Genomic DNA, 13,196 nt, shown 5'->3' with positions numbered 1-13,196 from the left:
AAAGAGCATGTTGTCACGATGGCGAGGTGAAGCTCAATGACAATCCGTAACCTCGAACATGCGGTTCGCCCTAAGTCGATTGCCGTCCTGGGGGCCTCCAGTCGCGAAGGCTCGCTCGGCCACATCTTGATGCGAAATATTATTGAAGCGGGGTTCGCCGGAGAAATATGGCCGGTCAATCCGAAGTATGATGAAGTCGCAGGGCGTCGTTGCTATGCACGGGTGAGCGACATTTCTAGCATTCCCGATTTTGCAGTCATCGCCACGCCGCCTGGAGCTATTCCCAGTCTCATCCACGAGCTTGGTGAGAAAGGTACCCGCGCAGCCGTTGTGATAACGGCGGGCCTTACGCGCGAGAACGGTTTGCGACAGGCGATGCTCGATGCTGCCAAGCCGTTCCTTTTCCGCATTATCGGGCCGAACACGGTGGGGTTGATCGTTCCAGAGGCTAAGCTGAATGCTAGCTTCGCGCACATGTTTCCGCGCCCTGGCGGACTGGCACTTCTCTCTCAATCCGGGGCAATCGCGACCTCCCTTATCGATTGGGCGGCTGACGAGAATGTCGGCTTTTCACACATCGTTTCTCTTGGTGACATGGCGGATGTCGATGTTGGCGATTACCTAGACATGCTTGCGGGGGATGGGAAAACACGCGCCATCCTTATGTACCTTGAGACAATACCCAACCCGCGCAAGTTTATGTCTGCTGCCCGTGCTGCAGCCCGCATAAAGCCTGTCATCGCGATTAAGTCGGGTCGGCATGAACAGGCGGCCAAGGCGGCCGCAACGCACACGGGGGCATTGGCAGGCGGGGATGCCGCGGTTGACGCAGCCTTGAATCGGGCCGGCATTCTTCGCGTGCACGATTTAGGCGAGCTCTTTGACGCGGCAGAGGTATTAGCGCGGTTCAAGCAGTTGAAGCGCTCTCGGGTCGGCATCGTAACGAATGGCGGCGGCGCAGGCGTGCTTGCTGTAGATCGTCTGGTCGACTGCAAGGGAGAGCTTCCTGAACTTTCGCCCGAGACCATCGCAAGGCTAGATCGGGCGTTGCCGTCCAACTGGTCGCGCGCCAACCCGGTTGACATTATCGGTGATGCACCCCCCGGCCGTTACAAGGAAGCTGTTGCTGCCGTGGCTGCGGACCCCAACATGGACGCCCTGTTGGTTTTAAACTGTCCGACAGGACTGGCGTCAGCGAGTGATGCTGCGAAAGCGGTAGGGGCACTCGCCAGCAGCGGCACGATTGCCGGGAAGCCGGTTCTGACGTGTTGGCTAGGCGGTAAGTCCGCCATCCCGGCGCGGCATATTCTGCAAGATAGCGGACTGGCGAGTTTCGAGACGCCGGACGATGCGGCCGTCGCAGTCTCATATTTGAGCGACTGGTCACGAGCGCAGAAGGCGCTGATGCGTGTGCCGACCCACGGCAGCGAGGACATGCACGTCAATCGAGAGCGCGTCTTCGAGATCTTCCAGAAAGTTGCCAATGAAGGTCGCAGCATACTTACCGAGCCTGAAGCCAAAGCAGCTCTGGCAGCCTACGAAATTCCAGTACCGGATATGGTCGAGGCGCCTTCGGTCGATGACGTCGAAAAGCTGGCATTGAAGCTGCTGGAAACGTCGGACAAGATCGTCGTCAAGCTACTATCGAGGCAAATTTCCCACAAATCCGATATCGGAGGCGTTGCGCTCAACATCGAAACAGCTGCAGCTGCGCGTGCTGCTGCAGAGAAAATGGTGAAGAGAGTTGCAAAAGAGAGGCCCGACGCCACGATCGACGGCTTCACCTTGCAGCCGATGGTTGCCCGTAAAAATGCGCAGGAACTGCTGCTCGGGATGAGCCGTGATCCGGTCTTCGGACCAGTCATCTTGTTCGGCGCCGGCGGGACGGCCGTCGAGGTCGTCGCCGACACCGCGACCGGCCTGCCTCCATTGGATGACGTCCTTGCTGGCGATCTCATAGATCGTACGCGGATCGGCCGCCTTCTGGCTGGCTACCGCGACCGCCCGGCAGCCAACCGCGAGGCGATCAGCCGTGCGTTGAATGCGCTTTCACGCATGATCGTTGACTTTGCCTGCATAGTCTCATTGGACATAAATCCGCTGATTGCCGATAGCGATGGCGTCGTAGCTCTCGATGCGAGGATCGAGATCAATCCAGAAAATATCGATTGCCCCACTCCCAATCCTGATCTTGCCGTCCGTCCTTATCCCTCAGGTTGGGAGAAAGATCTGATCCTCCACGGCACGCGGTATCATGTTCGTCCCATCAAGCCCGCGGACGTCGCCCTTTATCCGACTTTCCTGGAGAAGGTATCGGCAGAAGATTTACGTTTGCGGCTCCTTGCGCCGCGCAAGCACTTTCCAAACGAGATGCTGTTGCGGCTTACACAACTCGACTACGAGCGGGACATTGCCTTCGTCGCGATAGACGTAGCATCTGGCGAATTGGCGGGCATAGGCCGTCTGTCTTCGGACCCGGACAAGGAGATGTCTGAGTTCGGCCTCGTTGTGCGAACGGATCAACAAGGACGAGGGTTGGGATACGCTCTTCTGGAAGAGCTCATCCGCTTTGCAAAGGCTGACGGCATTTCGCGGATCGACGGGTTCGTTCTGAGAGACAATACGAAGATGCTGAAGTTGTGCCACGAGATGGGATTTCAGGCGCATCTCGATACGGGCGATCCGGGTCTCTCGATCGTGTCTCTCCAGCTGAAGTAGGCGGAATACTTTAGTGTACGGCAGCGCCAGCGCGTCGCAGTTCACGTTGATCAAGATCAACGTGAACTGTTAGCCGCGGTGACTACTCTAACATTGAGTTGGGAGCTTCCAGATCGCACGAAACAGTTGCTCTTGAATAGCAAGTGCAATGCACCTGTGAGGAGAGAGGCTTATGACAGCGAGATTGTCGAAAGGCGGAGGCCGATCCAAGATTGAGATCGGGAACCTGGAGGACCAAATAGTGTTAGACAGACCAGATGGAACGAAGCCGCAGAGAGCAATGATGAATAGAATGAACGTTTTTACCCAGCCGCAAACAGCCTTATTCGGTCAGCAGGCTTTTCTGGCACTTGGCCGACTCCAGGGGCATGCGTTCAAATCCATGATGAGCTACCAGATTGAGGCTTTGGCGTTCCTCAAGCATCGTTATGAGCAGGATGTGAAGCTGCTCGAAGATTTGAATGCTAGCAAGGAAATCGATGACGCCGTTCATATCTACACCGATTTCTTCCAGAACGCCCTGAACGATTATTCGAGCGAAGCCGGGAAGATGGCGAATATAGGTTCGAAGTTTGCGTCCGAGACAGCCGATCGGATCCAAAGGGAAGCCGAAGCACTCGCCGACGAGTTGTCTTCGCCGAAGGCGGCCTGAAATCATATGGTGGCAGGCGTGGTTGCCAATTTGCGCAAGGTGAGTGCGCAGAGGAGGACTAATGGGGGCGCCCGTTCCACGGGAAAGTGACGTTGCGGACCTGTCAGTTGATGCGCAGCTGCCTAAAGACATGAGCGCAAAGGATCGACGGCAAGGTGGGCTTGTCGCGTATCCAGCATCCGAGAGCGTCGTTGAGAGCCGCACAGCGCAAGAGCAGGAAAGTGTCTTTCGGCTAGCCGATCGGCAGTTTCATGCGGCGTGGGCCCCACTGACGTTTGGCCTATCTCCTATAAGCTTGGCAGGCGCTTGGTGGGACTGGGCTTTGCACTTGGCCACGTTGCCTGGCAAGCAATACGAGCTTCAGGTCCGAGCAGTCGAAAACTGGTCGAAGCTTTTTCATTATGCGTGGGAATGCACATGTCAGGGTCAAGGCGCGACGCCGTGCGTTTGCCCACCACCTCAGGACCGGCGCTTCCAACATCGCGGATGGCAGGTCTTCCCGTTCAATATGCTCCATCAGGCCTTCTTGTTAGGACAGGACTGGTGGCATGATGCCACCACAAGCGTACATGGTGTGACGGCTCGGCACGAACGGCTCGTCGAATTCTATAGCCGGCAGTTTCTCGACATGATGTCGCCTGCGAACTTCGTTGCGACGAACCCCGAAATTATCGAGCAGACCGTCAAAGAGCACGGCGCTAATTTTATGCGTGGCTTAGGTCATGCGACAGAGGATATCGGCCGATCCGTCAGCGGCCAGCGTCCAGCGGGTGCCGAAGACTTTGAAGTTGGGAAACGCGTAGCCGTTACGCCGGGTGAAGTCATTTTCAGGAATGAGCTTATCGAGCTCATCCAATATAAGCCGAAGACCGAAAAAGTCCGGCCGGAGCCGATCCTTATCATCCCGGCCTGGATCATGAAGTATTACATACTCGATTTGTCGCCTCACAATTCGCTCATTCGCTATCTTGTTGCGCAAGGGTTCACGGTCTTCTGTATTTCCTGGCGCAATCCAGGGCCCGAGCTACGCGATATGTCGATGGACGATTATCGCAGGTTGGGAGTTATGGCAGCTCTCGATGTGGTCGAAACAGTAACCGGCAGAGAAAAGGTGCATGCCGTCGGCTATTGCTTGGGCGGCACTCTGTTGTCGATTGCTGCGTCAGCCATGGCGCGTGATGGAGATGATCGTCTCGCCAGCTTGTCCTTCTTCGCGGCGGAAGTGGATTTTGAGGAGCCGGGGGAACTTGGCCTTTTCATAGATGAAGGGCAGGTTTCGTTTATCGAGGACATGATGTGGCAGTCGGGGTACCTCGATCAGCGCTACATGGCCGGGGCATTCCAGATGTTGAGGTCGCAAGACCTCATCTGGTCCCGCATGGTTCACGAGTACCTTATGGGTGATCGGCCGGACATGACGGACCTTATGGCATGGAACGCCGATGCGACCCGCATGCCTTATCGGATGCAGTCGGATTATCTACGAAAGCTTTTCTTGGGCAATGATCTCGCGCAGGGTCGTTTTCGCGTCGATGGGCGTCCCATCCAACTCGAATGCATTGAGGTCCCGGTGTTCGCAGTCGGCACAACGACTGATCACGTGGCGCCCTGGCATTCGGTGTTTAAGCTCGTTCATCTTCTCGATGTCGAGGTCGATTTCGTCTTGACCTCAGGCGGGCACAATGCCGGTATCGTTTCAGAAATTGGTCATCCGCGTCGTTCGTATCAGGTGCTCCGCCACCCACGTGCAACGCCAAGCCCAGACCCGGATGCTTGGGCCGCCAGCGCCCCGCGAAAGCCCGGGTCCTGGTGGCCGGAATGGACGGCTTGGCTCAGCGATATCTCGGGAAAACCCACCACGCCGCCGCCACTCGGTCGAGTGCCTTATAAGCCTATGTATCCAGCGCCTGGAACTTATGTTCTGGAACGCTGAGATCGCGATCCGTAGGGAAGCCAGCGTCCTTACGTATTGTGAGGAATGGCCGGCTTCTGATCACCCTTTTGAGGCTTGGGGAGCAGTGCCGGTCCCGACTTAGCATCACGCAAAGAGTCAATATAAGCGATCAGATCATCCATCTCGCCACGTGTAAGCTGCATGTCCGGCATAGGAACGTGAGGCATCATCAAGACGTGCCGGATATTGTCGGCGGTTTGTCCCTTACGATTGGCGATGGCGCGAAATGTTGGCACGCCGGCCGGGACGGTTGCGTTGCTATCGCTTGCTATTACGTGGCAACTCACACACCAACGTTCTGCGATTGCTTTGCCACGCGTCATATCGGGAGGGCTTTGCGGAGCATCTGCTGCAAAAGCCATTTTAGCGCAAGCTGATGCAAGCATGACGCCGACCAAAATCCAAGTTGCGCGATGAGCGTCGGTCATGGAAATCATGAATCAGGCCTATGTGAAGGGATTAATCGAGATCTGAAACAGCGACGACGTAGAATGTCCGCATTTCTCCGTCGCTCTCTCGGAACGATATATATTCTCCTGGCACGAGCTTGTGTTTGTCGAGTTTGAAGCCTGCCTCGTCATCGTCACTGCGCGTTGTGTCGTAGTCGAACGCCCAGACACCACCTGGCTTATGGACCAGATGGCCAATTGGAGAAGGTTCGTGGGGCCAGATGCGTTTGACGCGACACCGATCCCGATTCTGCCGCCACTCTTTGGCATCGAGATGTCCATTATCATCGAGCGGAGCGACAAACTCGTAGCCACGGTCTCGACTGCCGTTGGGAAAATCTGGGTCTCTGGCGAGTTCCAAGCGAACATGCTTCAGCGCCATTGGCGTACCTCACAATAATATTTATGACGCGCTGGGCATGGCAGGCGTCTCCAAACAGATAATCGAGACTAGCAGAGAAGGTTTTCTGTTTCGAGACGGTGGACGATCTCTACGTTGGCTGCTTGCGTGAGATCTGCGGCCACTTCAGCGATAACCTTGACACGCATCCCATCGTCGAACGAGGCATGCAGATCTGCGATCATAGAAGGCGGCGCAACAATCAAAAGCCTGTCAAAGTCTCCCCTCGTGGAGCGCTCCTGCAGGAGGTCGGCGAGCTTACAAGCAAACTTCGTTTCCGGAGAGCAGGGTCGCCGGCACAAAGGAACAGCATCGTAATTCGGATCATCTGCGCATTCGCAAGGAAGTTCCCGGCAAAGTGGAACATCTTCGTCAAATCGGTATGGCTCAAGAATACGCGTGTTCCGCCCCGTCCCGAGCCGTTCAACAATGCGGGCCCTTGCGTTACCCGCAACTAAAATCCATCGCTTAATCCGCTTCATGACGTTCCGCACCCAGATCTTATCGTTAATCTTGCGGACTACGAGGCTATGCGGAATGCTGCGTGCTCGTCCTTGACTTGGGTCAAACCAGACCCAAGCCTTCTCTCTCTACCTATTATTTAAATGCAAACTGAGCCGGCGATGGTCCGTCTCACAGGGGGCGTTCGAGGCAGTCTTCGAAGACCGACGGCAGCTTTCCAGCAGCGAAATGATAGGGCAGAACGCGGCGGGCTCACCGCCGTGAGGCCAATTCTCAAGCCATTCCAAACACTCGGCTGCGTTGGTGCAATGCAAACATTTTGTACGAGCCTCCGCATACGCATTGCCCTGACGCAGGCGAATAAGGCTTAATGTGTCGACATCGAGTTTCTCGATCATATCGCTCAAACGGCGGGCTTGCCGCTCGACGTGGCGGAACCTCGGCCAATCCATGATATCCTCCACAACTTGAGTTCATCCTGCGAAATGGCATAGAGCGATTTCGTGCGGCGTTGACTTGACGCAAACATGCACGAGATGCCGCACTCATCTTGGTGCGACAGATTAGATGCGTCCTTCACCGACGAGGTCTGTTGCTATGTATACGTCAGCGACCGCTGCTTTGAGTGCAGCACGTTGCGCACGGTCCAGACGCGCCGTTGCGACCTTGTTCCCCGGCGGTACGCCATCCGCAATGTCGGTGATCTGCTGTTCAAGAATAGATCTGATGATCGTTTCGTGTGCGACGAGTAGACGTTCGATCGCATCAGGCGAAGCCGCGCCCTTGGCCGCAATTTTGCGAAAACGCTCAGGGGTGCTCCTCGCACGCGCGTCATACTTGATCGAAAGAACGCGTGCGGCTGTGATGATCGGAAATAAGCCGACCTTCTTAAGATCAACGCGACCCTTCTCATCACGCCTGAAGCCACCAAAAAGCGTAAAAGCCTGACCACCTGGTATCCGAGCAGCCTCGGTCAGCAATTTGATGAAGGGGGTGGATTGAGATCCGCACGCATATGCGTGCTCCCATATAGCTTCACCGAGAGCGACATCACCAAAAACTGGGATGCCGTCAAAGAAGATGTCGACGTTAAGCAGGTCTTTCGGGCGCTGCCGGCGCACCCAGCTTTCGATCATGCCTTTCCAGTCAGCGAAACTCATGCGCCAGGCGGCATTGCGTGCCATCACGCCCCCTTTGCAGTAAGGAACGCCGACCTCATCAAGAATATCGGATAAATGCCTTCCAAGTTTTTCGAACCATCTGTCTTCAGGTCCGCCAGGCTCGCCGCTGTTGAAGATGATGGCGTTGTCTTGATCTGCCGCGAGGAGGCTTTCCCCGCGCCCTGCCGATCCTAAAACCAGAACGGCATAGGGAACTGGCGGCGCACCATGCCCAGCGTCCTTCATTCGTGCTTCAGCAAGTTGCGAGGCGCGTCGCGTCAAAACCCGCAATTCAGAACTGATGACATTTGCGATCGTGAAGGCACGAACGTCTTCGGCGATCAACTCTTTCGCAATGACAGGTAACTTGGCCCAGGCCTGACTGAGTTCGCCAACGGTATTCGCGACGTCGATTTCATCGCCAAGTGCAATAGCGGAGGAGGCGCGGTATCGCAGCAGATCGCGCATGGTCAAAGCGCCAATGATCTCGCCATTGGCATTATGTACGCCGAGGTGACGGAAGCCGAACCGCTGCATGCGCGCGATCGCGCGATAGAGAAAGGCTTGGTCGGAGATTGACTGCAGCGGTGTATTCATAATGTCAGCGACCGGTCGAGCAAGAGCGTCGGCTCCGCGGGAAGCGATCGCGCGCATGATATCGCGTTCCGTCACGATCCCATGCCGGCCATCGCCAATTTCTACGAAAGCTGAGCTCACTTTGCGATTAATGAGCGTGCGGGAAACCTCGTGCATGGTGTCGTTTGGAGAAACGCGCACCGGTGGCATGCCCATGACTTCGTAGACGCGGTGACGATAGGGATAAGTGTCGGTCCGCATCAGTGGACCTTGAACCTTGTCATCAGGCTCGTCGGTGGCCTTTCCGGTCGGAGCATCTTCAAACGTCGCCATGAGCCCGCCCGCAGCTTGAGCATCACGTTCAATGGCGTGGCGTGTCGCGGCTTCTGCTTCGGCAAGGGTCCGCACATTTTTCGCGCGGAGCAGCGGAAGTAGCGCTAAGAATGCTCTCGCTGTGGCGGTGGCATCGCCGAGCGCCGTGTGCCGTCCCTCGATCTTGATATCCAGCCATGCACATAAGCTGTCGAGACTATGTCCGGCGAGAGTAGGGGCAGCGATTTGCGCAAGTGTCCGGATGTCTAGGGCGTGTCGTGGCCGCCATTCGATTCCGGCGAGTTGGCACTCGCGCTGCAACACGGCAAGATCATATGCAGTAGCATGCCCGACAAGTATGGAAGTCCCGATAAAATCGCGTAATTCAGGCCACACGTCTTTAAACGGAGCAGCGGTGGCGACGTCGGCATCTGCGATACCGTGAATGGTCGTCGAAGACGGGGGGATCGGGATGTCCGGATTGACAAGCCGATTGAAGCATCGATACTTGTCGATCACGCCGCCGTGAACTTTAATCGCACCTATTTGCACAATTCGCGCGGTGGTTGAATCAAGACCTGTTGCTTCAATGTCAAGAACGACCGCGTCCAAGCCGACAAGCGGCGTGCAATAACTGGTTTCGGTCATGGGAGCAATATTATCTCCTGATGAGAGGAATACTGAGACGGCCGAAAATTATTACGAACTGGACGTTTTTGCTGCAAAATTACCTTGCCGCAAATGGTATTAGATGACGCCGAAGATTTACTATAGAGTAATTGAAGTAGTTGATGCGGGTATTATTGCGGTGCACACTATTTAAGTGTGGTAATTATTCAATTATGCATAGAAATACGACTTAAGTTCTCTATGCGTGGCGTTTACTGAAGATTAATCTCCCAATTTGGGGCGGTTTGCCTGAGCCGATAGCGCTGCGGGCTGCTTACATCCGTCCTGTATCCCGCGCGATCGCGCGATAAAGGGAGAAACGACCATGCAACAGGACGGAGCAAGACACTGGCGCAGAACCAGTAGGCTCATGTGGACGATGTTCGTGTTGTGGCTGTTCTTCAGCTTCATCATCCACATGTTCGTTATTCAACTTAACACCATCGTCATCCTCGGCTTCCCGCTCGGCTTCTACATGGCCGCGCAAGGGTCGTTGATCGCGTTCGTCATCATGCTCTTCGCGTTTGCGAAATTGCAGGACAACATCGACCGCGAAGAAGGCTTCGCTGAGGAATAGGGGAGGTGTCGATGGCACAAGTCGATTCAAACAAAGGCGGTGGAGACTTTATCTCCAACCTAGGCCGAATATATACACTTTATACGGGCGGCTTTTTTGCGTTCGTTGTAGTTCTCGCAATCCTTGAACAGATGGGAGTCCCGAATAAGTTCATCGGGTACGGCTTCGTGTTCTTGACGATCGCCGTCTATGCTATCATCGGGATTATCTCACGTACGGCTGAAGTCGGCGAATACTATGTTGCCGGCCGGCGCGTTCCTGCGTTCTACAATGGTATGGCGACAGGCGCCGACTGGATGTCGGGGGCTTCATTCGTCGGTATGGCCGGAACGCTCTTCTTGCTCGGTTACGATGGCTTGGCTTTCGTGCTGGGATGGACAGGTGGCTACGTTCTCGTCGCGATTCTGATTGCACCATTCCTGCGCAAGTTCGGCGCTTTCACTGTACCGGACTTCTTCGCCGAGCGTTTTGGCGGCAACTTCGCACGGTTTCTCGCCGTTATCGTGCTGGTGTGCTGTTCGTTTACTTATGTAACAGCGCAGATCTACGCGACCGGTATCATCGCATCCCGCTTCTTGGGGATGGACTTCACCGTTGCGGTTTACGTCGGTCTGTTGGGCATCTTGCTCTGCTCGATGTTGGGCGGCATGAAGGCCGTGACCTGGACGCAGGTGGCACAGTACATCGTTTTGATCGTTGCCTACCTGTTGCCCGTGGTTGTTCTCTCGACCCAGAAATACGGCATCCCGATTCCTCAGCTGACCTATGGACAAGCCCTGCAGGATATCACGGCACTTGAGCAATCGATGGTCTCGAGCGGTCTGGCGGACGCGGCAACGCTGAAGCCGCACATCAAACCCTTTGTGACGTATGATCCTCTCAACTTCTTCGCTCTGATCTTCTGCTTGATGGTCGGTACGGCATCCTTGCCGCATATCCTCATGCGCTACTTCACGACACCATCCGTGCGTGAGGCTCGCAAGTCGGTGGCTTGGTCGCTGTTCTTTATTTTCCTCCTGTACTTCACGGCGCCGGCCTATGCGGCATTCGCGAAGCTTGAGGTCTATTCCGACGTTGTGGGCCGCGATCTGGATAGTATCCGTGAGTGGTTGTTCAACTACGGAGCGATCGGGCTCATCAAGGTCTGCGGCGTGGACGCCGTGAACCTCGAAGCGGTTAAGGCCGCTTGCAGTAATATCGCTGGTCATCCCGGCGTGTTGCGGCTTCAGGATCTCACGATCAACCCTGACGTGATCGTTCTGTCGACTCCTGAGATCGCGGGGATGCCTTATGTGATCGCAGGTCTCGTAGCAGCCGGTGGTCTCGCCGCCGCGCTGTCGACAGCTGACGGTCTGCTTCTTGCCATCGCCAACGCGCTTTCACACGACATCTACTACAAGATGATTGATCGGAATGCGCCGACGTTCCGCCGACTTTTGGTCGCTCGCATACTGCTGGTCATCGTGGCGGTGTGCGCGGCATACACGGCATCGACGAAACCGGCGGACATCTTGTCGATGGTGGCGTGGGCGTTCTCGCTCGCGGCGGCCGGCATATTCCCAGCCCTCGTGCTCGGAATCTGGTGGAAACGCGCCACGACTACGGGAGCGGTACTTGGCATGATCTTTGGTTTCGGGATCTGTCTCTACTACCTCGTCGGAACGCGCTACTTCGCTCCGGGCTTCTATGAGATGTGGAGCTTCCTGTCGAATGCGACGCCTGATCAAATCGCAAAGTTCGCGCAGCTTCAGGCCGCGTGTGCTTCGGATGCGGCACAGTGCGCCGCCTTTGATAAGCATGCGCAGTCGATCGCCAACTGGTGGGGTGTGAGGAACATTTCCTGTGCTCTGTTCGGTCTGCCGATTGGCTTCCTGACCATCTGGATCGTCTCCTTGTTCACGCCGGCTCCCAGCCAGCGAATCCAGGATATGGTCGACGCCACACGTCAGGCATCCGGCGAAGCCATCATCCGTGATAAGGACGCGTTGAACTTGCCTCATTGATGGGCAACAACTTGATTAACGAAGACGGCGGGGTCTCGCACCTCGCCGTCTTCTGTTCGCCGAGCCTCCCTTCCGCGCCATAGTAGGACCTGCCATGACCCCGGCCGATAGTTTCCTGCAGAACTGGTGGTTTCACGTACCCAATCTCGTGATGTCCGCCCTCATCTACACTTTGATCGGTCGGTATATTCTGGATCTCATCTTCGGTTCCAATAGCAAGGCCGTCGTTCTTCACGTATTCCGCCGCGTCACGGACCCGGTCCTTAAGCTTGTGCGCTACATTACGCCGGCGATCGTTCCCAATGGACTCGTTCTGGTCTTCGCTATTGTCTGGTTGATGGCCGGGCGCATGTTCTGGTTTCTAACCGCCGTGGCGGCGGGCATGAGTGCGTCGGTGGGGGCCTAACGGATATGAACGATCTGCAAGACCGCGAAGAGCTTCTCCGCAAGGACGTCCTTCTTGTGGCCACCGCGGCATTGTCACTCGTCAACGGGATGCATTTCTCCCCTTGGTTCGATCTGGTGGCAATTTTGCTTAGGCCGTTCGTCGCGGGGACATTCTTGGCGTCTCCGTTGGCTTTTCTCTATTTGACGTCGGTATTCATCTCTGCATGTACGCTGATTACTGCCGGCGTACCCGCTGCGATCTACGAGCGGATTCGAGGAGAGAAGTCGAGCACGTCCATTTCGCTGGGCATCTGGTTAGCGGGGACGGCCCTCCTCACGGCACCTGCCTTCATGGCTGCGGCTGGGGGCTGATTTCTGCGCAAGCTGGGGTAGCTTGTACATTCAGAATGAAAATCACATACTTATAGCTTGGCCAAGAATGCAGCCTACCTGTTCTGGCGTCGGTTCAGGACAAGCAAGATGTTGAAGCGTATTCATTATCTCGCCGGCGTCTCCGTGGGGCGGGCGTGCGGTTTTGGATTCCTGGGTCTCGCGACGACGGTTGTCGGCCTGTCGGACCAGATGGACCTTGCATTGTCGGCGGGTGGCTTCCTTAGCCTAATCGCATGTCTGACATTGGCGCTGAAGGCTCTGTACGCTGACAAGAGACCTTACAAGAACACCGAACTCTGGCTCATGCTGGAGCCTAACGAGCGTCCGCATGCGGCGATTGCGCAGCAGATAATATCAGCGGCTCGGCGACAGGCGTTTTATTGCTTCGCGCATTATGCCGCTTGGCTGGCGGCTGGCATGCTTGTCGCCTCCTTACTATGGCGCATTCTGACCCTCCGCTAAAAATATCACCGGACAGACCGGC

Annotated in this window: 13 protein-coding genes; 8 read left to right on the top strand and 5 right to left on the bottom strand. The window is 56.0% G+C overall.

The window, feature by feature from the left end; translation table 11 throughout:
- The first annotated feature begins 36 nt into the window (after positions 1-36).
- From BLS30_RS01915 to BLS30_RS01905, 3 genes are all read left to right on the top strand, one after another.
- Positions 37-2,718, top strand: coding sequence for a bifunctional acetate--CoA ligase family protein/GNAT family N-acetyltransferase (locus BLS30_RS01915; protein ID WP_090226215.1), 2,682 nt, complete (start codon positions 37-39; stop codon positions 2,716-2,718).
- A 292-nt stretch (positions 2,719-3,010) separates the two neighbouring features.
- Entirely contained in the window at positions 3,011-3,370 is a 360-nt protein-coding gene (locus BLS30_RS01910; RefSeq protein ID WP_046480159.1) for a phasin family protein, read from the top strand.
- Positions 3,371-3,431: 61 nt separating this feature from the next.
- The gene (locus BLS30_RS01905; protein WP_244512342.1) at positions 3,432-5,303 is read left to right on the top strand and encodes a PHA/PHB synthase family protein; all 1,872 of its coding nucleotides are present in this window, start codon (positions 3,432-3,434) and stop codon (positions 5,301-5,303) included.
- A gap of 29 nt (positions 5,304-5,332) precedes the next feature.
- Here the strand turns inward: BLS30_RS01905 and BLS30_RS01900 are convergent, their stop codons facing one another.
- From BLS30_RS01900 to BLS30_RS01885, 5 genes are all read right to left on the bottom strand, one after another.
- On the bottom strand, positions 5,333-5,752 hold the full coding sequence (locus tag BLS30_RS01900) for a c-type cytochrome (RefSeq protein ID WP_170832387.1): 420 nt from the start codon (positions 5,750-5,752) through the stop codon (positions 5,333-5,335).
- A gap of 31 nt (positions 5,753-5,783) precedes the next feature.
- Positions 5,784-6,155, bottom strand: coding sequence for a hypothetical protein (locus tag BLS30_RS01895; RefSeq protein ID WP_046477991.1), 372 nt, complete (start codon positions 6,153-6,155; stop codon positions 5,784-5,786).
- A gap of 68 nt (positions 6,156-6,223) precedes the next feature.
- Positions 6,224-6,655, bottom strand: a complete 432-nt coding sequence (locus BLS30_RS01890) for a host attachment protein (RefSeq protein WP_046477992.1) — start codon at positions 6,653-6,655, stop codon at positions 6,224-6,226.
- Positions 6,656-6,763: 108 nt separating this feature from the next.
- The gene (locus BLS30_RS18485) at positions 6,764-7,087 is read right to left on the bottom strand and encodes a DUF6455 family protein (protein ID WP_353736545.1); all 324 of its coding nucleotides are present in this window, start codon (positions 7,085-7,087) and stop codon (positions 6,764-6,766) included.
- Between the two features lie 111 nt (positions 7,088-7,198).
- Positions 7,199-9,331, bottom strand: coding sequence for a DUF294 nucleotidyltransferase-like domain-containing protein (locus BLS30_RS01885; protein WP_090226207.1), 2,133 nt, complete (start codon positions 9,329-9,331; stop codon positions 7,199-7,201).
- Positions 9,332-9,677: 346 nt separating this feature from the next.
- Here BLS30_RS01885 and BLS30_RS01880 point away from each other — a divergent pair, with 346 nt between their 5' ends.
- The 5 genes from BLS30_RS01880 (at position 9,678) to BLS30_RS01860 (ending at position 13,174) form a co-directional block, all read left to right on the top strand.
- Positions 9,678-9,929, top strand: a complete 252-nt coding sequence (locus BLS30_RS01880) for a DUF4212 domain-containing protein (RefSeq protein WP_046477995.1) — start codon at positions 9,678-9,680, stop codon at positions 9,927-9,929.
- A gap of 11 nt (positions 9,930-9,940) precedes the next feature.
- The gene (locus tag BLS30_RS01875) at positions 9,941-11,932 is read left to right on the top strand and encodes a sodium:solute symporter family protein (RefSeq protein WP_090226205.1); all 1,992 of its coding nucleotides are present in this window, start codon (positions 9,941-9,943) and stop codon (positions 11,930-11,932) included.
- A gap of 94 nt (positions 11,933-12,026) precedes the next feature.
- Positions 12,027-12,338 (top strand): hypothetical protein, encoded by a 312-nt coding sequence (locus BLS30_RS01870; RefSeq protein ID WP_046477997.1) that lies wholly within the window; start codon positions 12,027-12,029, stop codon positions 12,336-12,338.
- Positions 12,339-12,343: 5 nt separating this feature from the next.
- Positions 12,344-12,691: a hypothetical protein gene (locus BLS30_RS01865; protein WP_046477998.1), complete on the top strand. Its 348-nt coding sequence runs from the start codon at positions 12,344-12,346 to the stop codon at positions 12,689-12,691.
- Positions 12,692-12,799: 108 nt separating this feature from the next.
- Complete coding sequence (locus BLS30_RS01860) at positions 12,800-13,174, top strand: hypothetical protein (protein ID WP_139165278.1); 375 nt, start codon at positions 12,800-12,802, stop codon at positions 13,172-13,174.
- The last annotated feature ends 22 nt before the right edge of the window (positions 13,175-13,196 follow it).

Origin of the sequence: Filomicrobium insigne (genome assembly GCF_900104305.1) — a bacterium.
Lineage (GTDB): Bacteria > Pseudomonadota > Alphaproteobacteria > Rhizobiales > Hyphomicrobiaceae > Filomicrobium > Filomicrobium insigne.
Note: the sequence above shows the minus strand (reverse complement) of the source record. Positions and strands in the feature narration are given on the sequence as shown.